The sequence below is a fragment of the Streptomyces sp. NBC_00080 genome (genome assembly GCF_045041255.1).
In the GTDB taxonomy this organism is placed as follows: domain Bacteria; phylum Actinomycetota; class Actinomycetes; order Streptomycetales; family Streptomycetaceae; genus Streptomyces; species Streptomyces coriariae.
Genome location: NZ_CP108235.1, coordinates 2,914,874 through 2,935,836 on the forward strand (window position 1 = coordinate 2,914,874; position 20,963 = coordinate 2,935,836).

At 71.7% G+C, this 20,963-nt stretch carries 21 protein-coding genes and 5 tRNA genes; 9 read left to right on the forward strand and 17 right to left on the reverse strand.

All coding sequences use genetic code 11. The annotated features are described in order from the left end of the window. Positions 1 to 16: 16 nt before the first annotated feature. Positions 17 to 1,780 carry a DAK2 domain-containing protein gene (locus tag OHU34_RS12680; protein ID WP_405766349.1) on the reverse strand — a complete coding sequence of 588 codons (1,764 nt, stop codon included), beginning with the start codon at positions 1,778 to 1,780 and terminating at the stop codon, positions 17 to 19. Positions 1,781 to 2,060: 280 nt separating this feature from the next. Here OHU34_RS12680 and rpmB point away from each other — a divergent pair, with 280 nt between their 5' ends. From rpmB to OHU34_RS12695, 3 genes are all read left to right on the forward strand, one after another. Continuing rightward, positions 2,061 to 2,246, forward strand: a complete 186-nt coding sequence (gene rpmB / locus OHU34_RS12685) for a 50S ribosomal protein L28 (RefSeq protein ID WP_013000438.1) — start codon at positions 2,061 to 2,063, stop codon at positions 2,244 to 2,246. A 254-nt stretch (positions 2,247 to 2,500) separates the two neighbouring features. Then, positions 2,501 to 5,647, forward strand: coding sequence for a BTAD domain-containing putative transcriptional regulator (locus tag OHU34_RS12690; protein WP_405766351.1), 3,147 nt, complete (start codon positions 2,501 to 2,503; stop codon positions 5,645 to 5,647). A gap of 46 nt (positions 5,648 to 5,693) precedes the next feature. Then, positions 5,694 to 6,899: an FAD-dependent monooxygenase gene (locus tag OHU34_RS12695; protein WP_405766353.1), complete on the forward strand. Its 1,206-nt coding sequence runs from the start codon at positions 5,694 to 5,696 to the stop codon at positions 6,897 to 6,899. On the opposite strand, the gene thiD is transcribed toward OHU34_RS12695, so the two are convergent. Both thiD and OHU34_RS12705 read right to left on the reverse strand, forming a co-directional pair. Further along, the gene (gene thiD / locus OHU34_RS12700) at positions 6,874 to 7,689 is read right to left on the reverse strand and encodes a bifunctional hydroxymethylpyrimidine kinase/phosphomethylpyrimidine kinase (protein ID WP_230194559.1); all 816 of its coding nucleotides are present in this window, start codon (positions 7,687 to 7,689) and stop codon (positions 6,874 to 6,876) included. The two genes, OHU34_RS12695 and thiD, sit on opposite strands and share 26 nt — an antisense overlap. Then, complete coding sequence (locus OHU34_RS12705) at positions 7,686 to 8,657, reverse strand: thiamine-phosphate kinase (protein WP_020128742.1); 972 nt, start codon at positions 8,655 to 8,657, stop codon at positions 7,686 to 7,688. Before OHU34_RS12705 ends, thiD begins: the two co-directional genes overlap by 4 nt. A gap of 206 nt (positions 8,658 to 8,863) precedes the next feature. Between OHU34_RS12705 and OHU34_RS12710 the strand changes: the two genes are divergently transcribed. Continuing rightward, a complete protein-coding gene (locus OHU34_RS12710; protein ID WP_020128743.1) occupies positions 8,864 to 9,097 on the forward strand; it encodes an Lrp/AsnC family transcriptional regulator in 234 nt (77 codons plus the stop codon). Positions 9,098 to 9,117: 20 nt separating this feature from the next. Continuing rightward, a complete protein-coding gene (locus OHU34_RS12715; RefSeq protein ID WP_142266313.1) occupies positions 9,118 to 9,600 on the forward strand; it encodes a DUF3515 domain-containing protein in 483 nt (160 codons plus the stop codon). A 24-nt stretch (positions 9,601 to 9,624) separates the two neighbouring features. Here OHU34_RS12715 and OHU34_RS12720 read toward each other — a convergent pair whose 3' ends face one another. Genes OHU34_RS12720 through OHU34_RS12730 form a run of 3 tightly spaced genes read right to left on the reverse strand, consistent with a single transcriptional unit; the run spans position 9,625 to position 12,748 of the window. Continuing rightward, complete coding sequence (locus OHU34_RS12720) at positions 9,625 to 10,782, reverse strand: D-alanine--D-alanine ligase family protein (protein ID WP_142266312.1); 1,158 nt, start codon at positions 10,780 to 10,782, stop codon at positions 9,625 to 9,627. A gap of 59 nt (positions 10,783 to 10,841) precedes the next feature. Continuing rightward, positions 10,842 to 11,852 (reverse strand): NAD(P)H-dependent glycerol-3-phosphate dehydrogenase, encoded by a 1,011-nt coding sequence (locus tag OHU34_RS12725; RefSeq protein ID WP_142266311.1) that lies wholly within the window; start codon positions 11,850 to 11,852, stop codon positions 10,842 to 10,844. Next, on the reverse strand, positions 11,849 to 12,748 hold the full coding sequence (locus tag OHU34_RS12730; RefSeq protein WP_405766357.1) for a lysophospholipid acyltransferase family protein: 900 nt from the start codon (positions 12,746 to 12,748) through the stop codon (positions 11,849 to 11,851). Before OHU34_RS12730 ends, OHU34_RS12725 begins: the two co-directional genes overlap by 4 nt. A 164-nt stretch (positions 12,749 to 12,912) precedes the next feature. Between OHU34_RS12730 and cofC the strand changes: the two genes are divergently transcribed. Continuing rightward, positions 12,913 to 13,551, forward strand: coding sequence for a 2-phospho-L-lactate guanylyltransferase (gene cofC, locus OHU34_RS12735; protein WP_142266309.1), 639 nt, complete (start codon positions 12,913 to 12,915; stop codon positions 13,549 to 13,551). 9 nt (positions 13,552 to 13,560) lie between these two features. Continuing rightward, a complete protein-coding gene (locus tag OHU34_RS12740) occupies positions 13,561 to 13,764 on the forward strand; it encodes a hypothetical protein (RefSeq protein ID WP_020128749.1) in 204 nt (67 codons plus the stop codon). Positions 13,765 to 13,869: 105 nt separating this feature from the next. Here OHU34_RS12740 and OHU34_RS12745 read toward each other — a convergent pair whose 3' ends face one another. The 4 genes from OHU34_RS12745 to leuC all read right to left on the reverse strand — a co-directional run bounded on the left by OHU34_RS12745 (position 13,870) and on the right by leuC (position 17,219). Beyond that, positions 13,870 to 14,544 carry an HU family DNA-binding protein gene (locus OHU34_RS12745; RefSeq protein ID WP_405766361.1) on the reverse strand — a complete coding sequence of 225 codons (675 nt, stop codon included), beginning with the start codon at positions 14,542 to 14,544 and terminating at the stop codon, positions 13,870 to 13,872. Between the two features lie 138 nt (positions 14,545 to 14,682). Continuing rightward, on the reverse strand, positions 14,683 to 14,913 hold the full coding sequence (locus OHU34_RS12750) for a hypothetical protein (protein WP_028806672.1): 231 nt from the start codon (positions 14,911 to 14,913) through the stop codon (positions 14,683 to 14,685). Positions 14,914 to 15,188: 275 nt separating this feature from the next. Continuing rightward, positions 15,189 to 15,782, reverse strand: a complete 594-nt coding sequence (gene leuD, locus OHU34_RS12755) for a 3-isopropylmalate dehydratase small subunit (protein WP_405766364.1) — start codon at positions 15,780 to 15,782, stop codon at positions 15,189 to 15,191. Positions 15,783 to 15,788: 6 nt separating this feature from the next. Continuing rightward, complete coding sequence (gene leuC / locus OHU34_RS12760) at positions 15,789 to 17,219, reverse strand: 3-isopropylmalate dehydratase large subunit (RefSeq protein WP_020128753.1); 1,431 nt, start codon at positions 17,217 to 17,219, stop codon at positions 15,789 to 15,791. A 189-nt stretch (positions 17,220 to 17,408) separates the two neighbouring features. On the opposite strand from leuC, the gene ndgR reads away from it, so the two are divergent. Beyond that, positions 17,409 to 18,125, forward strand: a complete 717-nt coding sequence (gene ndgR / locus OHU34_RS12765) for an IclR family transcriptional regulator NdgR (protein WP_028806673.1) — start codon at positions 17,409 to 17,411, stop codon at positions 18,123 to 18,125. 169 nt (positions 18,126 to 18,294) lie between these two features. Here ndgR and OHU34_RS12770 read toward each other — a convergent pair whose 3' ends face one another. After that, on the reverse strand, positions 18,295 to 18,789 hold the full coding sequence (locus OHU34_RS12770; protein ID WP_142266307.1) for a DUF4188 domain-containing protein: 495 nt from the start codon (positions 18,787 to 18,789) through the stop codon (positions 18,295 to 18,297). 38 nt (positions 18,790 to 18,827) lie between these two features. Here OHU34_RS12770 and OHU34_RS12775 point away from each other — a divergent pair, with 38 nt between their 5' ends. Next, the gene (locus OHU34_RS12775; RefSeq protein ID WP_142266306.1) at positions 18,828 to 19,472 is read left to right on the forward strand and encodes a MerR family transcriptional regulator; all 645 of its coding nucleotides are present in this window, start codon (positions 18,828 to 18,830) and stop codon (positions 19,470 to 19,472) included. A gap of 70 nt (positions 19,473 to 19,542) precedes the next feature. Here the strand turns inward: OHU34_RS12775 and OHU34_RS12780 are convergent. From OHU34_RS12780 to OHU34_RS12805, 6 genes are all read right to left on the reverse strand, one after another. Beyond that, positions 19,543 to 19,615: transfer RNA gene (locus OHU34_RS12780), tRNA-Glu, on the reverse strand. A 28-nt stretch (positions 19,616 to 19,643) separates the two neighbouring features. Then, positions 19,644 to 19,715 (reverse strand) — tRNA-Gln (locus OHU34_RS12785). Between the two features lie 20 nt (positions 19,716 to 19,735). Further along, positions 19,736 to 19,808 (reverse strand) — tRNA-Glu (locus OHU34_RS12790). A gap of 62 nt (positions 19,809 to 19,870) precedes the next feature. Beyond that, a tRNA-Glu gene (locus tag OHU34_RS12795) sits at positions 19,871 to 19,943 on the reverse strand. 42 nt (positions 19,944 to 19,985) lie between these two features. Further along, positions 19,986 to 20,057: transfer RNA gene (locus OHU34_RS12800), tRNA-Gln, on the reverse strand. A 91-nt stretch (positions 20,058 to 20,148) separates the two neighbouring features. After that, positions 20,149 to 20,877: an HAD family hydrolase gene (locus tag OHU34_RS12805; RefSeq protein ID WP_142266305.1), complete on the reverse strand. Its 729-nt coding sequence runs from the start codon at positions 20,875 to 20,877 to the stop codon at positions 20,149 to 20,151. Between the last annotated feature and the right edge of the window lie 86 nt (positions 20,878 to 20,963).

Sequence of the window (20,963 nt, forward strand, 5' to 3'; positions counted from 1 at the left end):
CTCGCCCGCCTCTTCCTCACTCCACCCCGATCAACACCAACGCGCCCTGCCGTCCTCCCCGGTACACCACCGTGTCCACGGCGAGGTAGGCCTCCCGCACCCTTGCCTCCAGGCGCTCGGCGACGCCTTCGGGCGCCTCGTCGCCGAGCACGAGGGTGACGAGTTCACCGCCCGCCGCCAGCATGCGGTTCAGGACGGTCTCGGCGGCGGAGGTGACATCGGAGCCGATGACGGCCACGTCGCCGTCGATCAACCCGAGGACGTCACCGGCCTGGCAGATGCCGGCCATGGTCCACGACTGGCGCTCGGCGACGGTGACCTCGGCGTAGCGGGTCGCGCCCGCCGCCGAGGTCATGGAGACCACGTCCTCGTCGAAGCGGCGGTCCGGTTCGTGCACGGCCAGCGCGGCGATCCCCTGGACCGCGGACCGGGTGGGGATCAGCGCCACCCGGATGCCCTCCGTGCGGGCCTGTTCGGCGGCCGCGGCGGCGGTGTGCCGCAGATCGGCGTCGTTGGGCAGCAGCACGACCTCACGCGCGTGTGCCCGTCGTACGGCCTCGACGAGCTCTCCGCTGGCGGGCGGCTCCCCGGGTCGCGCGAGCACGGTGGTCGCGCCCGCCTCGGTGTACAGCCCGGCCAGTCCCTCGCCCGGCACCACGGCGACGACCGCCCGCTGGACGCGTTCGCGCGGCGGACGCTCACCCCCGCGCGTGTGCGCGTCGTCGGCGCCGAAGTGGGTGATGCGGATCCGGTACGGCCGGCCCGCCTCGACGCCCGCCTCCACGGCGGCGCCCGCGTCGTCCACGTGCACGTGGACGTTCCACAGGCCGTCGCCGCCGACCACGACCAGTGAGTCGCCCAGGGCGTCCAGCCGCTGCCGCAGCCGCGCCACCGCCCTGTCCTCGGCCTCCAGCAGATAGATCACCTCGAAGGCGGGACCGCCGTCACCGTCCTCGCCGCCTTCACCGTCCTCGCCGCCTTCACCGTCCTCGCGGTCTTCGCCGTCCGGCCCGTCGTCGGCGCGGTCCGCCGCCCGCGCGGCTTCCACGCGCCCGTGGGCCGCGGCTGCGGCGGCGGCTGCCGACACGGCGGCCGAGAGCTCCGGCACCTCCCCGGTGAACGTCTCCACCAACGCCGCGAGGACCGCGACCAGTCCCCGGCCGCCCGCGTCCACCACTCCGGCGTGCTTCAGGACGGCCAGCTGGCCCGGGGTGGCGGCGAGCGCCACGCACGCCCCCCGGTAGGCCTCCCTGGCGACCGTCCCGCAGTCCCCCACGGCTCCCTCCGCCGCGTCGGCGGCGGCCGAGGCGACCGACAGCACGGTGCCCTCGACGGGGTGGGCGACGGCCTGGCGGGCTGAGTCGGCCGCGTGCCGAAGGGCCAGGCCCAGCCCGTTCCCGTCGGTGTGCGGGGTCTCACCCTCGGCGGTGAGCACCTGGGCCATGCCGCGCAGCAGCTGCGCGAGGATCGTCCCCGAGTTCCCGCGCGCCCCGATGAGCGCGCCGTGCGCCATCGCGCGCGCGGCGTCGGCGAGAGAGGGCCTCCCGGCGGGCACGGAGCCGGGACCGGAACCGGCCTCGTAGCCGGCGAACACCGCCTCGACGGCGGTCGCCGCGGACTCGACGGTCAGGTACAGGTTGGTGCCGGTGTCGCCGTCCGCGACCGGATAGACGTTGATCGCGTCGATCTCCTCGCGCGCCCGGCCCAGCGCCGTGAGCGCCAGGCCGCACCAGGTGCGCACCGCGAGAGCATCGAAGAATGTCTGCGGCACCTGCGCCACCTGCGCCTCCTTGGGCTGCTGGACTGGACGCAGCGTAGACCCCGGGCCGGTGTCCACCGGAAAGCGGGCCGGGCAGGAGCGGGCGGGGACCGACCGGGGCAGGGGGGCAGGGCCCTGAGCAGCCATGGTAGTTTCGTTGCACTGGCGCAGTCGTTGTATGCTGCTCCGGTTGCCCGATCCGCATCGGGCCATCCCCCTGGCAGCGCCACTCAGATCCTAGATCCTGATCCCGGCATGCCGGGATCATCCGTAAGTGCATCTGAAGTCTTTGGAGTGACCCGTGGCTGCCAACTGCGACGTCTGTGGCAAGGGGCCGAGCTTCGGCAACAACATCTCGCACTCGCACCGCCGTACGTCCCGTCGCTGGAACCCCAACATCCAGCGCGTCCGTACCGTGGTGGGCGGGACGCCGAAGCGCGTGAACGCTTGCACCTCGTGCATCAAGGCCGGCAAGGTCTCGCGCTGACGCATATCCCCCCACTCTCGACTCCGCTCGAGCCGGGGGGACCCCCAACGCGCGCGGCCACTGCTGGTTCGCTGCATAGAGCCGGTCCACCCAGGTGGGCCGGCTTTCTGCTGCGCCCAGGACCCCGGCGCCCCGGATCGCGACGCCTCTGATCGCGACGCCTCTGATCGCGACGCCTCTGATCGCGGTGCCTCTGATCGCGATGCCCCCAGATCGCGCTGTCCGGGCTCCCGCCGCCTGCCAGACTCCGGGGAATGCGCTTCGGCATCCTGGGCACCCTCGACCTCCGCACCGGCGACGGCACACCCGTGGACCCCGGCGGTCCCCGTCCCCGCGCCCTGCTCAGCCTCCTGCTGCTCGAGGCCGGCCGTGGCGTCTCCGTGGAGCGCCTGACCGACGGGCTGTACGGCGCCGAGCCGCCCTCCGGAGCGGGCAACGCGCTCCAGTCCCAGATCTCCCGGCTGCGCCGCCGCCTGGCCCCGCACGCGGAGATCGAGGCCACTCCCGCCGGCTACCGGCTGGCCGTCCCGCCCGACGCCGTCGACCTCCACCGCTTCGAGCGGCTGACCGGCCGGGGGCGGGCCGCTCTCGCCGCCGGGGACCCTGCCCGGGCGGCCACCCTGCTGCGCGAGGCCCTCGCCCTCTGGCGCGGCCCCGCCCTGCCCGACCTCCCCGACGCGCACGCCGAGCGGACCAGGCTCGACGGACTGCGGCTGAGCGCCGTACAGGACCGGGTCGAGGCGGATCTCCTGCTCGGCAGCGGGCCCGACCCGGTGCCCGAGCTGCGCGGCCTGCTGACCGCCCACCCGCTGAGCGAGCGGCTGTACGGACAGCTGATGAGGGCTCTGCACGCGGGCGGGCGGCCCGCCGAGGCGCTCACGGTGTTCGAGCAGGCTCGGAGGGCCCTCGCCGAGGCGTTGGGCGCCGACCCGTCGCCCGAGCTGGCCGCGCTCCACCTGGAGCTCCTCCGGGGCGGCGGGTCCGCGCGGTCCTCCCTGCCCGTGCAGCTCACCCGCTTCGTCGGCCGCGAGAGCGAACTGGCCCGGATCGCCGAGGCACTGTCCGGGGCACGGCTCGTCACCCTCACCGGACCGGGCGGCGCCGGAAAGACGCGGCTGGCGGTCGAGGCGGCACGCGCGCGTGGCGAGGCGCCGCTCCTCCCCTCACCCCCGGCGGCTCGCGAGAACGTGTGCTTCGTCGAGTTGGCGCCGCTCGCCGACGGAGCGCGGATCCCGTACGCCGTGCTCGCGGCACTCGGGGTGCGTGAGGGGTTCCGTACGCCCGCCGGGGACGGCGCCGGCCGGCTGTCGGCGGTGCTGGAGGACCGCGAGCTGCTGCTGGTGCTCGACAACTGCGAGCACCTGGTCGAGGACGCGGCCCGGCTGACGGCCCTGCTGCTCGCGTCCTGCCCCGGGGTGCGGGTGCTGGCGACGAGCCGGGAGTCGCTCGGGATCACCGGCGAGGTGCTCGTCCCGGTGCCGCCGCTGCCGCCGGACCCCGCGGTGCGGCTGTTCCTGGACCGCGCGCGTGCCGTGCGGCCCGGTTTCGACGGCCACGCGCGCGTGGCCGGCATCTGCGCGGCCCTCGACGGGCTCCCGCTGGCGATCGAGCTGGCGGCGGCCCGGCTGCGCACCCTGACCCCGGACGAGCTGGCCGACCGGCTCGACGACCGGTTCCGGCTGCTGTCCCGCGGCGACCGTTCCAAGGCGCCCCGGCACCGCACGCTGCGCGCCGTCGTGGAGTGGAGCTGGGACCTGCTGGACGAGGAGGAGCGGGAGCTGGCCCGCCGGTTCACGGTGTTCTCCGGGGGTGCCACGCTGGACGCGGTGGAGACGGTGTGCGGGTTGCCTTGCCCGGAGGACCTGCTGGCCTCGCTGGTGGAGAAGTCCTTGCTGGAGGCGATGGAGAGCCCGGCGGCGGCTGAGGGCCGGTACCGCATGCTGGAGACGATCCGGGTGTTCGCCGCGGAGAAATGCGCCGGTGAACCGGCCCTGCGGGACGCGCACGCCCGGTACTTCCTGCGGCTGGCCGAGCGGGCGGAACCGTTTCTGCGCGGCCGGGACCAGCTCCCCTGGCTGGCCCGGCTGGACGCCGAGCACGACAACCTGGACGCGGCCGTGGGCCTCCTGACCGCCACCGATCCCGCTGCCGCCCTGCGGCTCATGGCGACGCTCACCTGGTTCCGGCGGCTGCGCGGGCTGCACGGAGAGCAGTTGCCGCAGGCCCGCGCGCTGCTGGCGGCCGTGGGGGACGAGCCGCCCGGCGAGGCGAGCGAGGAGTACGCGCTCTGTCTGATGAACACCGTCGCCGGGCGCGGCGACGACCCGGGCGAGGCGGCGCGTGTCACGCGCGCGGGGGCCGTGATGCGGTCCCTGGACCGGCCGCTGCGACTGCCGTTCACCGTGATCGTGTGGTCGCTCACCGGCGGCCCCCTGCGCCCCGCGGACGAGCAGGTACGCGTCCAGGTCGGTGACGAGCCGTGGGGGCACGCACTGCTCGACCTCGGCCTGGCCTACCAGGAGCTCTACGCCAGCCACGCGCCCGTCGCGGAGGCCTCCTTCGCCCGTTCCCTGGAGGGCTTCCGGGCCACCGGCGACCGCTGGGGCATGGCGAACTGCCTCGATCCGCTGGCCCTGTCCGCCGACGGCCGCGGCGACCACGCGCGCGCACTGGAGCTGCTCGACGAGGGGCTGGCGTACGGTCGGGAACTGGAGGCACCGGAGGAGATCGCGGACCTGCTGCGTTCGCGCGCGACCGTGCTGCTGCACCGGGGCAACACCGAGGAGGCGGCCGCGCACTTCACCCGCTCCGCGGCCCTGGCCCGCACGGCGGGTGTGCCCGACAAGGTGGCCGGCGCCCGGCGGGGCCTCGGTGACGTGGCCCGGCTGTCCGGTGACACCGACCACGCGCGCGTGCACTACGAGAGCGGTCTGGAGCTGTGCACCGCCACCTGGTTCAGCACGAGCGAGACGGTACGGCTCCTCGTCGGGCTGGGGCGCACCGCCGCCGCGGAGGGACGGGACGAAACGGCCCGCGAGTGGTTCGAGCAGGCCCGTGCACCGGCCCTTGAGTCGTTCGACGTCCTTGCGCTGGCCGATCTGGCCGACGCCCTGGCCTCCGTCGCACCGCGGCCCGAACGCGCGGCCGAGCTCCTGGGGGCCGCCGCGGGCCTGCGGGGCACGGTCGTCCTGGGCGACCCCGATGTCGTCCGCACGGTGGACGACGTCCGCGCAAGGCTGTCCCCGCTCGCGTACGACACGGCCTTCGCGCTGGGCCGCAGCCGGCGGTCGGCGACGGTCGGCGGTCGGCAGGGGTCGGCGGGGTCGGCGGGGTCGGCAGACCGCAGAGGAACGCCCGGAGGGCGCTGGGAGGACGCCAGGAGGGCGGTGGACGGGCCGTAGGCGGGCGGTAAGGGGACGGTCAGCGGTCACCGCGAGGCTTCTGCGCATGACGAAGACCCACAGCAGTCTCGGCCACCTGTCCGTCCTGATCTCCGGGGCGAGCGTCGCCGGTCCGGCGCTCGCGCTCCACCTCGTCCGGTACGGCGCCCGTGTCACCGTCGTCGAGCGGTCCACGGACCTGCGCGCGGGCGGCTTCGCCGTCGACTTCCGGGGGCACGTCCACCGCGAGATCCTCACCTCCATGGGCATCTGGGACGAGATCCACGCCCGTCAGACCCGCATGGGCCGCCAGGTCGTCGTCGCCGAGGACGGTTCGCCGCGCGTGGACCTGCCGGCCGAGATGATGAGCGGTGACGTCGAGATCCTCCGCGGCGACCTCGCGCAGATCATGTACGAACGCACCCGGGACCACGTCGAGTACGTCTTCGGCGACTCGATCGCCACGCTCACGGACACCGCGGCGGGTGTCGACGTGACCTTCGAGGAGAACGCCCCGCGCCGCTTCGACCTCGTGATCGGCGCCGACGGTCTGCACTCGAACACCCGCCGGCTGGTCTTCGGTGACGAGTCCCGCTACCTGCGCTTCTTCGATCACTACGTGGCCGCCTTCGAGGTCCCCAACGACCTGGGCCTGGACCGTACCGGCCGGCTGTACAGCGAGCCCGGCCGCGCGATCGCCCTGGGCAACTACGACGGCGACCCCGCCCGCGCCGGCGCGCTGCTGGTCTTCCGTTCGGAGCAACTCGCCTACGACCGCAGGGACATCGCCGCGCAGAAGCGGATCCTCGCCGAGCGGTTCGCGGGGATGGGCTGGGAGGCGCCGAAGGTGCTCGAGGCGCTCGCGGACGCCGACCGGCTGTACTTCGACGCGATCGCGCAGATCCACGTCGACCGCCTCGCCGAGGGCCGGGTGGCCCTGCTGGGGGACGCCGGGTACGGCGCGACCATGGGAGGCATGGGGACGGGCGCGGCCATCGTCGGCGCCCACGTCCTGGCCGGTGAGCTGGCCCTCGCGGGTGGCGACCACCGGACCGCGTTCGCCGAGTACGAGAACAGGATCCGGTCCTTCGCCAAGGGCTGCCAGAAGATCTCCGGCAACGCGGGCCCCTTCTTCGCCCCGCCGACCGAGCGGCGCATCCGCAACCGGGACCGGATGTACCGGCTGCTCGGCTCGCCGCTGCTGGCCGGTGTCTTCAAGCGGCTCACCGAGAAGGCGGCGACCGGCATCAGGCTCCGGCCGTACCCCGGGTGAGATCCCAGCCGTGGTCCACGGGGCCGATGCCGGAGCCGAGTGCGAATCCGGCGGCGATCGCCCCGGTGACGTACCGCTTGGCCGCCGCCACCGCCTGCGGTACGGAGCGCCCCTTCGCCAGCTGTGCCGCGATCGCGGACGCGAGGGTGCAGCCCGTGCCGTGCGTGTGCCGGTTGTCGTACCTCGGCGCCCGCAGCCAGTGCTCCTCGTGCCCGTCCGTCAACAGGTCGACGGCGGCACCGGGGAGATGGCCGCCCTTGATGAGCGCCCAGCGCGGCCCGTACGCCAGCACGGCGGCCGCCGCGTCCCGCAGCTGCTCCTCCGACTCGACCCGCACTCCCGTCAGTTGGGCCACCTCGTCGAGGTTCGGGGTGGCGACGGTGGCGACCGGCAGCAGTTTCGTCCGTACGGAGTCCAGCGCGGAGGCGGCCAGCAGCGGGTCCCCGTGCTTGGAGACCCCGACCGGGTCGACGACGACGGGAGCACCGGTGCCCGCGAGCAACTCGGCCACCGTCTGGACCAGTTCGGCGGAGGCGAGCATGCCCGTCTTCACCGCCTGGACACCGATGTCGTCGACGACGCTGCGGTACTGGGCGCGGACCGCCTCCACCGGCAGCTCCCAAGCCCCCTGCACACCTTGGGAGTTCTGCGCGGTGACCGCCGTGATCACGCTCATGCCGTGCACGCCGAGCGCGAGCATCGTCTTCAGGTCGGCCTGGATCCCGGCCCCGCCGCCGGAGTCGGAGCCGGCGACGGTCAGCACCCGGGGCGGGGTCCCGGGCGCGCTCACGACTCCATGTCCTGGTCCCCGAAGTGGTCCCAGCCGCCCTTGCTGGTCCAGGGCGCCCCGTCGACCGTCACCTGGGGCAGGGCGGACGGGTTGAGGACCTCGCCGATCACCTTCCAGCGGGCGGGCAGCTTCACGTCCGGCGGGAAGGTCGCCACGATCGCGTGGTCCTCTCCCCCGGTCAGCACCCACTGGATCGGGTCGACGCCGACGGCCTGCCCGATGTCGTTCATCTGGGTGGGGATGTCGATGGCGCCGGAGCGGATGTCGATCCGGACCTTGCTGGCCTCGGCGATGTGCCCGAGGTCGGCGATGAGCCCGTCGCTGACGTCGCACATCGCCGTCGCGCCGAGCGAGGCCGCGGCCGGACCCGCGTGGTAGGGCGGCTCGGGACGCCGGTGGGCCTCGACGAAGGCGCGGGGCGAGCGGAAGCCGCGGGAGAGGACCGCGTACCCGGCGGCGGACCAGCCCAGCCAGCCGGTCACCGCGACGAGGTCGCCGGGCTGTGCACCGCCCCGGGTGACCGGCTCCTGGTTGCGCAGGTCGCCGAGCGCGGTGATCGACACCATGATCGTGTCGCCCCGTACGACGTCGCCGCCGACCACCGAGGCACCGGCGACCTGGCACTCGTCGCGCAGGCCGTCCATCATCTCGGACGGCCAGGTGACCGGCAGTTCGGCGGGCACGACGAGGCCGAGCAGCAGGGCCGTCGGCACCGCGCCCATGGCGGCGATGTCGGCGAGGTTCTGCGCGGCGGCCTTTCGACCCACGTCGTAGGCCGTGGACCAGTCGCGTCGGAAGTGCCGGCCCTCCAGCAGGATGTCGGTGCTGGCCACGACCCGGCGGTCGGGCGCGGCGACCACCGCGGCGTCGTCGCCGGGGCCGACCCGTACCGCGGGGGTGGTGGTGAGACGGGAGGTGAGCTCCCTGATGAGCCCGAACTCCCCGAGCTCACCAACAGTGCCCTTCATTGCCCTTTCGCCCCTTCTGTACCTGTCCGTGCCCGGTCGCGCGTAACCAGTGTCCTCGATACGGTCGAGTCAGCCGTCAACTTCTGTCGTGCCTGCACCCCGGCGCGCGAGCCGTGGTTCGCGCAGGTCTCCCCGCGGCGAGCGGCGACGCGATACCGTGGCGTTCCTTTTCCCCACATGATCCTCGTGGCCGCCCTGGAGGTTCCGTGGTACAGGCGTACATCCTGATCCAGACCGAGGTCGGCAAAGCGTCGACCGTCGCCGAGGAGATCGGCAAAATCCCTGGCGTCGTCCAGGCCGAGGACGTGACGGGACCTTATGACGTGATCGTGCGGGCCCAGGCCGACACAGTGGACGACCTCGGTCGCATGGTGGTCGCCAAGGTCCAACAGGTGGACGGGATCACCCGCACCCTGACCTGCCCGGTCGTGCATCTGTAGCCCCCGTCTAACCTTGGCCGGTGAACCTTTTCCGTCACCGGCCCATCGGCCTGCCCTCGCTCGCCCTCCTGCTGCTTGCGGTGGGCTGCTCCTCAGCAGACGGTGACACGTCGGTGGCGGTTCCCAGCCCCTCGGCCTCGGTCACGAAGCTGTGCCGAAACCTGGACGAGGCGCTGCCGTCCACCGTGGACGAGTCCGGCCGCGGGGATCCCTCACCCGCGTCCGCGCTGACCGCGGGCTGGGGGAACCCGGCGATCATACTGCGCTGCGGTGTCGAACGACCCGAGAAGATGAGCGACGAGAACGCGGACGGGGTCGAGGTGGACGGCGTGGGGTGGCTGCTGGAGGAGCGGGACGACGGGGCGTTCCGGTTCACCACCACCCTGCGCAGGGCGTACGTCGAGGTGACGATCCCGAAGGACCGCGCGGGAGACGGCATGGCGCCGCTCGTCGACCTGGCGCCCTCCGTCAAGAAGGCGATCCCCGAAGGGATCGCCGACTAGGAGGAGTCCTGGTGCGAGACCGGGTCAGCGCAGTCCGGTGGACCTGCGCAGGGCCGCCTGGACGAGGCGGTCCACCAGCTCGGGGTAGCCGATGCCGGTCGCCTGCCACATCTGCGGGTACATCGAGATCGGGGTGAAGCCGGGCATCGTGTTGATCTCGTTGATGACGAACTCGCCCTCGTCCGTGAGGAAGAAGTCCGCCCGGACCAGGCCCTCGCAGGACGCCGCCTCGAAGGCCTCCACGGCCAGCCTGCGGACCTGCGCCGTCTCCTCGTCCGTCAGCGGCGCCGGGACGATCCCCGGGGTCGAGTCGATGTACTTGGCGTCGAAGTCGTAGTACGCGTGCGCGTCCGGCGGCGGGATCTCGGCCGGGACGGAGGCGCGGGGACCGTCCTCGAACTCCAGGACACCGCATTCGATCTCGCGGCCCCGCAGCGCCGCCTCGACCAGGATCTTCGGGTCGTGGCGCTGGGCCTCGGCGATCGCCTCTTCGAGCCCGGACAGGTCGTCGACCTTGGTGATGCCGATGGACGAGCCCGCGCGCGCGGGCTTCACGAAGAGCGGCCAGCCGTGCTCGCCGGCGAAGTCGACGATCTTCTTGCGGGCGGCCGACTCGTCCCGGGCCCACTCGCGCGGCCGGATCACCACGTACGGGCCGACCTTGAGCCCGAAGGAGGTGAACACCCGCTTCATGTACTCCTTGTCCTGGCCGACGGCCGAGGCGAGCACACCCGCACCCACGTACGGGACGCCGGAGAGCTCCAGCAGACCCTGGAGGGTGCCGTCCTCGCCGTACGGGCCGTGCAGGACCGGGAAGACGACGTCGACCTCGCCGAGGGCCTTTGGCACCGATCCCGGCTCGTAGTAGACGACTTCGCGGTTGGCGGGGTCGACGGGGAGCACCACGCCGCCGTCCCGCGACTCGGCGAGTTCGTCCACGTCGGGCGTACGGCGGTCGGTGATCGCCATGCGCTCGGGTGCGTCGGCGGTGAGGTACCAGCGGCCCTCGCGCGTGATGCCGATCGGCAGGACCTCGTACTTGGTCCGGTCGATGGCCTTGAGGACCGCGCCGGCCGTGACCACGGAGATCCCGTGCTCGGAGCTGCGACCGCCGAAGACAACGGCCACCCGCGGCTTGCGGACGGGCTGCTGAGGGCTCTGGGGGAGGTTCTCGGTGCTCATATCGGCTTGAGAGTACCCGGTGGTAGGGCCGGGAGTCAGCGTCCGCCCACCGGGTTCGCTCAGCGTCGCTCGGGCTTCGCGCTGCGCGACATCAGCTCCTTGAGGGCGACCACCGGAGGCTTGCCCTCGTGGACGATGCCGACGACCGTCTCGGTGATGGGCATGTCGACGCCGTGCCGGCGCGCCAGATCCAGCACCGACTCACAGGACTTGACGCCCTCGGCGGTCTGCCGGGTGACCGCGATGGTCTCCTGGAGGGTCATGCCCTTGCCGAGGTTGGTGCCGAAGGTGTGGTTGCGGGAGAGCGGCGAGGAGCAGGTCGCCACCAGGTCGCCGAGCCCGGCGAGTCCGGCGAAGGTCAGCGGGTCCGCGCCCATCGCCAGGCCCAGCCGGGTGGTCTCGGCGAGGCCGCGTGTGATCAGCGAGCCCTTGGCGTTGTCGCCGAGGCCCATGCCGTCCGCGATGCCGACCGCGAGGCCGATCACGTTCTTGACCGCGCCGCCCAGCTCGCAGCCCACCACGTCGGTGTTGGTGTAGGGGCGGAAGTACGGCGTGTGGGAGGCGGCCTGGAGCTTCTGGGCGACGGCCTCGTCGGTACAGGCGACCACGGCCGCGGCGGGCATCCGGGAGGCGATCTCCCGCGCGAGGTTCGGCCCGGTGACGACGGCGATCCGGCCCGGACCCACCTTGGCGACGTCGTCGATGACCTCGCTCATGCGCATGGTCGTACCGAGCTCGACCCCCTTCATCAGCGACACCAGCACGGTGTTCGGGGCGAGCAGCGGCGTCCAGTCGGCGAGGTTGGCGCGCAGCGTCTGCGAGGGGACCGCGAGGACGGTGAAGTCGGCGTCCCGGGCGGCCTCGGCCGCGTCGACAGTGGCGCGCAGAGTGCGCGGGAGTTCGACGCCCGGGAGGTAGTCGGGGTTGGTGTGCGTGGAGTTGACCGCGTCGACGAGCTCGGGGCGGCGTGCCCAGAGCGTCACCTCGCAGCCCGCGTCGGCGAGGACCGTACCGAAGGCGGTCCCCCATGATCCGGTACCGAAGACGGCCGCCTTCACGGACTTGCTCACTTGCTGTTCTCCCCCTCGTGACTGGTCTGCGCCTGAGTGGTCTTCGCGTGACCGCTCTGCGCGTGGTTGGTCTGCGCGTGTCCGGACACCGCGCCGTCGATCTCCGCGGCGGTCTCGGCACCGAACTCCGCACGGGCCTGCACACCGGATACCGCCCCGGTCTCCGCCCGGGTGCGGCGGCGCTGCTCGATCCGCTCGCGGCGCGGGTCGTAGGGCGTCTCGGGCGCCTTCTCGCCGCGGATCTCCTCCAGCTGGGCGGTTACGGCCGCCATGATGACCTCTGTCGCCTCCTTGAGGAGTTCCGGGGTCATCTCGTGGCCGTAGAACCGCGTGAGGTCCACGGGCGGGCCGGCCAGCACGTGGTGGGTCTTGCGCGGAAGGAGGTTGGGCTTCCTGGCGTACGGCGGCAGCAGTTCGTTGGCGCCCCACTGCGCGACGGGGATCACCGGGCACTTGGTCTGGAGGGCGACGCGCGCGGCACCGGTCTTGGCGGTCATGGGCCAGCCGTCGGGGTCGCGGGTCAGGGTGCCCTCGGGGTAGAACGCGACGCACTCGCCGCGCTCCACGGCGTCGATCGCGGCCCGGAAGGCGCTCAGCGCGTCCGTGCTCTCGCGGTAGACGGGGATCTGCCCGGTGCCGCGCATCGCGGCGCCGACGAATCCCTCCTTGAAAAGAGCGCTCTTCGCCAGGAATCGCGGCACGCGTCCGCTGTTGTACTGGAAGTGCGCGTAGGCGAAGGGATCGACATGCGAATTGTGGTTCACCGCGGTGATAAAGCCGCCGTCGGCCGGAATATGCTCCATTCCGCGCCAGTCCCGCTTGATCAGAACCACCAGCCAGGGTTTGCAGAGGACCGCAGCGAAGCGGTACCAGAAGCCGATTCTGCGGCGGGGCACGCGGACACCTTCCTCTAGGACTTCCCATGGCCTGCTCCGGGGCCTGGGGGCCGCACAAGTGTCGCCCCGGGCCGCCGGTCTGTCGAGAACACGGTACGCCCGCGCGTCCGGCCGACGGATGGGCCGGGTGACAATGGCCGCGACACGAGAGGGACGGTACGCCGGTGCAGTGGACCTTGGTCATACCCCTGAAGCCCTTGGCGCTGGCCAAGAGCAGGCTCGCGGACACCGCCACCGACGGGCTGCGCCCGGGCCTCGCCCTCGCCTTCGCCGAGGACACCGTGGCGGCCGCACTGGCCTCACCTGCGGTGCGGGATGTGGCAGTAGTCACGGACGACGCCCTGGCCGGGCGGGTCCTGGCGGCCCTGGGCGCCCGGATCGTCGCCGACGAGCCGCGCGGGGGCCTCAACGCCGCCCTGGCCCACGGGGCCGCCGCCGTACGCGCCTTCCGTCCCGATTCCCGGCTGGCGGCGCTCAACGCCGATCTGCCGGCCCTGCGCCCGTCGGAATTGGCCCGGGTCCTCGAGGCGGCCGGGGAATTCCCCCGCTCTTTTCTCCCGGACGCGGCCGGGATCGGCACCACGCTTCTCGCCGTCGCCGCCGGCCGTGAATTGCTTCCCGCATTCGGCACGGATTCCCGGGCCCGGCATCGCTCCTCCGGAGCCGTGGAACTCCGCCCGGAAGGGGTGGATTCCGTTCGCCAGGACGTGGACACCGGCGAGGATCTGCGCGCGGCGCTGTCCCTGGGGGTGGGTCCCCGGACGGCCGCAGCGGCGGCGCATCTGCTGATTCCGGGGCAGTAGGCTGCCGCCATGCAGGCGACCGCATACACGTACGACCCCGACACCCGCAGCGGACAGGTGCTGCTGGACGACGGCACACCGGTGCCCTTCGACGCCCCGGCGTTCGACGCGGGCGGGCTGCGGCTGCTGCGGCCCGGGCAGCGGGTGCGGATCGAGGTGGAGGGGGCGAAGGACAGCCCCCGGATCACCCTGGTGACGCTCCAGACGTTCTGACGGACTCGGGCTCTCGGCCGAGGGCCCTCCCGGCGCCCGCCGGACACGCCGCGGGCCGGACTTCCGAGAGGGAGTCCGGCCCGGCGCGTGAGTGCCCCTGCTGTCCTACGCCTTGCGGGCGGTGGTCTTCTTGGCGGTGGTCTTGCGCGCGGTCGACTTCTTGGCGGGGGCCTTGGTCGCCGTCGCCTTCTTCGCGGCCGGGGCCTTCTTGGCCGTCGTCTTCTTGGCGGTGGCGGACTTCGCGGTGGTGGTCTTCTTCGCGGCCGCGGTCGTCTTCTTGGTGGTGGCCTTCTTCGCCGTGGTCTTCTTGGCGGTGGCCGTGGTCTTCTTCGCGGTGGCCGTGGTCTTCTTCGCGGCGGCCGTGGTCTTCTTCGCGGCGGCCGACGCCCTCTTCGCCGGGGCGGCCTTCTTCGCGGCGGCCTTCTTGACCGTGGCGGAAGCGCCGCCGGTCAGGCTGCCCTTGGGGGCCTTCTTCACGGCGACCTCGCCACCGCGCGGGAGCTTCTTGGAGCCGCTCACCAGGTCCTTGAAGCCCTGTCCTGCGCGGAAGCGCGGCACGGACGTCTTCTTGACCCGAACCCGCTCGCCCGTCTGGGGGTTGCGAGCGTAGCGGGCCGGCCGGTCGACCTTCTCGAACGAACCGAAGCCGGTGACCGAGACCCGGTCCCCCGCGACCGTCGCGCGGACGATGGCGTCCAGGACCGCGTCGACCGCCTCGGCGGCCTGCTGGCGGCCGCCCACCTTGTCGGCAATCGCTTCTACGAGCTGCGCCTTGTTCACGTCTTCCCCTTCGGAGACATTAGCCGGAACGAAACTGTTCAAGCTTTTTCGCACGTTAGGCAGATATATACCGCAAATCAAACACGAAACGGGCTAATCACCCTTGTGCCGCAACGAAATCGGCTGCTCCGGAGACGATCAACGCTCCCCTTCGGGCATTCGCCCCTCGTCGAGGTCCGCCATGAACCGCTCCAGACGCCTTGTCGCATCGGCGAGATCGTGCTTGGCCGCGGCCGTAATGACCAGCAGCTTCCGGGTCAGCGCCATCCGTACGCCCTCCGGGACTTGCAGTGCACGCACTCTTGTGTGCGCTTCCTTGAGCTGGTTCGCGACCGCCGTATAGAGCTCGAGTTGGCCGTCGTGTTCCATGCACAGATTGTGCCATCTGGGGCGAGTTGTCGCCCGCCCAGGGGGCAACTGCCGCCTCAAACGGCCGCCCCGGCACTTCCGGCGGTCGCTTCCACACAAGGCGCGTACCCCGGCAACAACCCCTCTAACGTGGGAAGTTGAGAGGCGGGGAGAGGATTCACGGGGCCGAACGGGTGCAGACACAGCCGTACCCCCGATCGGACCGATCGGGGGTACGGCGGGGGTGTCGCGGTGGCCGAAACTCGACCTGCTCAGGGCCTGCTCGGGCCCCGGGGTCAGAGCTGGAGCGTCCTCGGCTTGTGCGTCGGGCGCTTGGCCTCGTAGGCGGCGATGTCGCCCTCGTTCTGGAGGGTGATGGAGATGTCGTCCAGCCCGTTCAGCAGCCGCCAGCGGGAGTTCTCGTCCAGCTCGAAGGCGGCGGTGATGCCCTCGGCCCGCACCTCACGCGCCTTGAGGTCCACCGTGATCTCGGCCTGCGGGTCCTGCTCGGTGAGCTCCCACAGCGCGTCCACGATCTTCTGCTCGATCACCACCGTGAGCAGGCCGTTCTTCAGCGAGTTGCCCCGGAAGATGTCGGCGAAGCGGGACGAGATCACGGTCTTGAAGCCGTAGTTCTGCAGTGCCCAGACGGCGTGCTCACGGGAGGAACCGGTGCCGAAGTCGGGGCCGGCGACCAGCACGCTCGCGCCCTGCCGCTCGGGGCGGTTGAGGATGAAGGTCTCGTCCTTGCGCCAGGCCTCGAACAGCCCGTCCTCGAACCCGTCCCGCGTGACCTTCTTGAGCCAGTGAGCAGGGATGATCTGGTCGGTGTCGACGTTGGAGCGACGCAGCGGGACGGCCCGGCCGGTATGCGAGATGAATGCTTCCATGACTGATCAGACTCCAGCGGGCGTACGGGTCTCGGCGTCGGACAGGTCGGCCGGGGAGGCCAGGTGGCCCAGGACGGCCGTGGCGGCCGCGACCTGCGGCGACACCAGGTGCGTGCGTCCGCCCTTGCCCTGCCGGCCCTCGAAGTTGCGGTTGGAGGTGGACGCCGAGCGCTCACCCGGGGCCAGCTGGTCGGGGTTCATGCCGAGGCACATCGAGCAGCCCGCGTGCCGCCATTCGGCGCCGGCGTCCTTGAAGACGACGTCCAGCCCCTCGGAGACGGCCTGGAGACCGACCCGCACCGAACCGGGGACGACCAGCATCCGTACGCCGTCGGCGACTTTGCGGCCCTCGACGATGGCGGCGGCGGCCCGCAGGTCCTCGATCCGACCGTTGGTGCACGAACCTACGAACACGGTGTCCACGTTGATGGAGCGCAGCGGCTGCCCGGCCTCCAACCCCATGTATTCCAGGGCCTTTTCGGCGGCGAGGCGCTCCGAAGCGTCTTCGTACGAAGCCGGGTCGGGGACGGACGCCGAAAGCGGCGCGCCCTGACCGGGGTTGGTGCCCCAGGTGACGAACGGCGACAGCGCGGCGCCGTCGATGACGACCTCGGCGTCGAACTCGGCGTCCGCGTCCGTCTTCAGCGTCTTCCAGTACTCGACCGCCGCGTCCCAGTCCGCGCCCTCGGGGGCGTGGTCGCGGCCCTGGATGTAGGCGAAGGTGGTCTCGTCGGGGGCGATCATGCCCGCACGGGCGCCGGCCTCGATCGACATGTTGCAGATGGTCATCCGGGCCTCCATCGAGAGCTTCTCGATGGCGGAACCCCGGTACTCCAGGATGTAGCCCTGGCCGCCGCCGGTACCGATCTTGGCGATGATCGCCAGGATCAGGTCCTTGGCGGTCACACCGTCGGCCAGCTCGCCCTCGACCGTGATCGCCATGGTCTTGGGGCGGGCCAGCGGCAGCGTCTGGGTGGCCAGCACGTGCTCGACCTGCGAGGTGCCGATGCCGAACGCCAGCGCGCCGAACGCGCCGTGCGTGGAAGTGTGCGAGTCGCCGCAGACGACGGTGGTGCCGGGCTGGGTCAGACCCAGCTGCGGGCCGACGACGTGCACGACGCCCTGCTCGACGTCGCCGAGCGGATGCAGCCGCACACCGAAGTCGGCGCAGTTCTTGCGCAGCGTCTCCAGCTGGGCGCGCGAGACCGGGTCGGCGATCGGCTTGTCGATGTCGAGGGTCGGGGTGTTGTGGTCCTCGGTCGCGATGGTGAGGTCGAGACGGCGCACCGGGCGGCCGTTCTGCCGCAGCCCGTCGAAGGCCTGCGGGCTGGTCACCTCGTGCAGGAGATGCAGATCGATGAAGAGGAGGTCGGGCTCGCCCTCGGCGCGCCGGACGACGTGGTCGTCCCAGACCTTCTCCGCGAGTGTCCTACCCATCGCTTTCCCTCCGGCCGGCAATGACGCACCGGCCCAACTAGAGATCTTGTGGAGGCGACGCCCGTTGCCCCTGTTCCCGGGCACCCGCCGCCAGGCCCGTTGGTCCGCGGGCCACCATGCGTCCAAGGGTTGCGCGTCTCACGGAAAAATGAACTTGCGTTTCACAGAGTGAGACGGGAGTATCGTTGCATGGACAACAGTAGCGGCGTCGGCGTTCTGGACAAGGCAGCCCTTGTCCTGAGCGCCCTGGAGTCCGGTCCGGCCACCCTCGCAGGCTTGGTCGCTGCCACCGGACTCGCACGACCCACGGCTCACCGGCTTGCCGTGGCTTTGGAACACCACCGTATGGTGGCGCGCGACATGCAGGGCCGTTTCATCCTCGGCCCCCGCCTGGCCGAGCTGGCCGCGGCCGCCGGCGAGGACCGCCTCCTCGCGACCGCCGGCCCGGTGCTGACGCATCTGCGTGACATCACGGGCGAGAGCGCACAGCTCTACCGCCGCCAAGGGGACATGCGCATCTGCGTGGCCGCGGCGGAGCGCCTGTCCGGCCTGCGGGACACGGTCCCGGTCGGTTCCACGCTGACGATGAAGGCCGGTTCCTCGGCCCAGATCCTGATGGCCTGGGAGGAACCCGAGCGCCTGCACCGCGGCCTCCAGGGCGCCCGCTTCACGGCGACGGCCCTGTCGGGCGTGCGGCGCCGCGGCTGGGCCCAGTCCATCGGTGAGCGCGAGCCGGGCGTCGCGTCCGTGTCGGCTCCCGTCCGCGGCCCCTCCAACCGCGTGGTGGCCGCCGTCTCCGTCTCCGGCCCCATCGAGCGCCTGACCCGCCACCCCGGCCGCATGCACGCCCAGGCGGTCATCGACGCGGCCGGCCGCCTCTCGGAGGCCCTGCGCCGCACCGGCTGACGCCGTACGGGAAAGGGCGGCCTCAACGCCGCGGCAGCCCTTTCCCGTACGGCAAGATCACCCACCCCGGAAGTACGGGGCCGTGCCGATGTGCGACTCCGCCGCGCGGGCGCGACAAGCCACGACGGACCCGCACCGACGAACGGCAAACGCCGAACGGCAAAAGCCCTTACGGCGCGGACCGGTACGAGAAACGGTCCTTCGCGTACCGCCCCCGCTCCGCCAGCGGAACCTGCCCGTGCGCCGCCGCGAGGCCGAACGCCGGCATGTCCCCGTAGATAGCCTCGTACGACCCCTCCGGCACGACGTACGTCTCGTGCCAGATCCCCACGTGCCCGCGCACCTTCCCGCCCCGTTCCATGCGGTTGATCTTCGCCCAGGCCTCGTGGTGGAACGCGTCGGGCGCGGTCGCGTAGGCGTACAGCTTCTCCTTGGACTCCCAGTACTGGACGACGTAGTACGTCCGCGGCGAGGCCGTCAGGAGCACCCGGGAGAGCAGACCGCGGCCCGGATCCTTCTTCAGCTCCGCAAGCATGCGGAACATCGCCAGCATGACCGGCACCCACTGGTGCACGGCCCAGAAGTGGTTGACGCGCATTCCGATCAGGAGGACGACCACGTCTCCCCGGGCGTCCGCGGTGGTCCGGCTGGCGGTGAAGGACATGCTTGGATAGTGCCGCTAACCAATGAAGGGCACAAGGCATGCGGCTGGCCGAACTGAGCGAACGCAGCGGTGTGTCCACCGCGACGATCAAGTACTACCTGCGCGAGGGGCTCGTACCGCCCGGCCGCCAGGTGAACGCCACGACCGCCGAGTACGACGACGAGCATCTGCGCCGGCTGCGTCTGGTGCGGGCGATGATCCAGGTGGGCGGGCTGCCGGTGGCCACGGTCCGTGACGTGCTCGGCCATGTCGACGACGAGTCCCTGGGCCGCACGATCCGACTCGGCGCGGCCCTGTGGGCGCTGCCGCAGGTGGCAGAGCCGGACGCGGAGGACGAGTACGTGCGCGCCGCCCACCTGGAGGCGGACGAACTGCTGGGCACCCTGGGCTGGTCGAACGCCCGGCAGCTGACGACCATCTCCCCCGCCTACCGCTCGCTGGTGGTGGCCGTGGCCGCACTGCGCCGGCTCGGCTACGACTGGAACGCCGAACTCCTCGTGTCCTACGCCCGGTTGATGCACCGGGCGGCCGTGCTGGACCTGGACTTCGTGGAGACCCGGGAGTCGGAGCCGGAGCGGATCGAGGCGGCGGTGCTGGGCGCGATCCTCGTCGAGCCGATGATGCAGGCGCTGCACCGGCTGGCGCAGGAGGAGGAGTCGGCGCGGCGCTACGGCTTCGCATGAGACCGGAGACACGGAAAGAGTCCGGATACGCGGAAAGCCCCTCGCCGAAGCGAGGGGCTTTCCGATCGCGTACCCCCGACCGGATTCGAACCGGCGCTACCGCCTTGAGAGGGCGGCGTGCTAGGCCGCTACACAACGGGGGCCTGCATCATGCGTTTCCGCAGATCAGAGCTGGTCTACCAGGACTCGAACCTAGAATGACGGTACCAGAAACCGTAGTGTTGCCAATTACACCATAGACCAAGGTGATTCAATGAAAATCGTACCCCCGACCGGATTCGAACCGGCGCTACCGCCTTGAGAGGGCGGCGTGCTAGGCCGCTACACAACGGGGGCCCTAGCGATCCTGCATCGAGGTGAGAGGGAGCTACCCGAGCTCTCCTCGCGGGAAGGATCTGTACCCCCGACCGGATTCGAACCGGCGCTACTGCCTTGAGAGGGCAGCGTGCTAGGCCGCTACACAACGGGGGCTTCGTGGAGTAGATCTCCACAGGCGCAGATAAGCTCTGCGAGCTGGCCTACCTGGACTCGAACCAAGACTAACTGAACCAGAATCAGTCGTGCTGCCAATTACACCATAGGCCACTGGAACGCAAGCCCCACAGGGGTTCTTGTTCTAGCGTTGCTCCTCCGGTTCCGGCCTTTCGGCCCGCTCCCCGGCGGCGCAGGAAGAACATTACCTGAAGGTGGACCGGGCTCCAAAACGGGTATCGGGGCCGAGGATCGCGGGCAGTTCGGCGAGCGAGACGATCCGGTGGCGTCCGGAGGGGAGCTCGACGGTGGCCGCGCCGTAGCGGTCGATCCACACGGAGAGCAGGCCGGCGTCGGCGGCGCCCCGGCCGTCGATCTCCGGGTGGTCACCGACGTAGGCCACCTGGTGCGGGGCCAGCGACAGGGCCTCGCACGCCGCGAGGAAGGCGCCGGCCTCCGGCTTGGAGACGCCGAGTTCCGCCGCGCACAGGATGACCTCGAAACGGTCGTGGACGCCGAGGGTGCGCAGCTTGTGGTCCTGGACGTGGATGCTGGAGTTGGAGAGCACGGCGTGGCGGTGGCTGGCGGCGAGGTCGTCGAGCACGGGCAGGACGTCCGGGAAGAGCGACCAGGCCGCCTCGTAGTGCGCGTGGTACCGCAGGAGCCAGTCGTCGGCCTCCGCGTCGGCCATCTCGCGGCCCAGGAATGCCCGTACCCGGTCCCGGCGCTGGTCCTCGAAGGTGATCCCGCCCGCCGAGAAGCGGGCCCAGTGCTCTTCGGTGACCTCCCGCCACCGCGCGAGCCCCGCCTCCGCGGTACCGAACCGGTCGAGCAGCCCCTCGGCGGTCAGATAGGACCGCATGCCCTCACGGTCGGCGGTCGTGTAGTCGAACAGGGTGTCGTCCACGTCCCAGACCACGGCGAGGATGCTCATGATCCAACGGTAACGCGGCGGCGGCCGCCCTGTCCGGGGGATGCCGAAGGGGCGGCACCCGGTCGCCGGGTACCGCCCCTCGGGCG

Bases quoted from the DNA above. Each gene is read 5' to 3' on its own strand.
- OHU34_RS12690 (WP_405766351.1), top strand. From the start codon at position 2,501: ATGCGCTTCGGCATCCTGGGCACCCTCGACCTCCGCACCGGCGACGGC.
- OHU34_RS12695 (WP_405766353.1), top strand. From the start codon at position 5,694: ATGACGAAGACCCACAGCAGTCTCGGCCACCTGTCCGTCCTGATCTCC.
- OHU34_RS12705 (WP_020128742.1), bottom strand. From the start codon at position 8,657: ATGAAGGGCACTGTTGGTGAGCTCGGGGAGTTCGGGCTCATCAGGGAG.
- OHU34_RS12720 (WP_142266312.1), bottom strand. From the start codon at position 10,782: ATGAGCACCGAGAACCTCCCCCAGAGCCCTCAGCAGCCCGTCCGCAAG.
- OHU34_RS12740 (WP_020128749.1), top strand. From the start codon at position 13,561: ATGCAGGCGACCGCATACACGTACGACCCCGACACCCGCAGCGGACAG.
- OHU34_RS12750 (WP_028806672.1), bottom strand. From the start codon at position 14,913: ATGGAACACGACGGCCAACTCGAGCTCTATACGGCGGTCGCGAACCAG.
- leuD (WP_405766364.1), bottom strand. From the start codon at position 15,782: ATGGAAGCATTCATCTCGCATACCGGCCGGGCCGTCCCGCTGCGTCGC.
- leuC (WP_020128753.1), bottom strand. From the start codon at position 17,219: ATGGGTAGGACACTCGCGGAGAAGGTCTGGGACGACCACGTCGTCCGG.
- ndgR (WP_028806673.1), top strand. From the start codon at position 17,409: ATGGACAACAGTAGCGGCGTCGGCGTTCTGGACAAGGCAGCCCTTGTC.
- OHU34_RS12770 (WP_142266307.1), bottom strand. From the start codon at position 18,789: ATGTCCTTCACCGCCAGCCGGACCACCGCGGACGCCCGGGGAGACGTG.
- OHU34_RS12775 (WP_142266306.1), top strand. From the start codon at position 18,828: ATGCGGCTGGCCGAACTGAGCGAACGCAGCGGTGTGTCCACCGCGACG.
- OHU34_RS12805 (WP_142266305.1), bottom strand. From the start codon at position 20,877: ATGAGCATCCTCGCCGTGGTCTGGGACGTGGACGACACCCTGTTCGAC.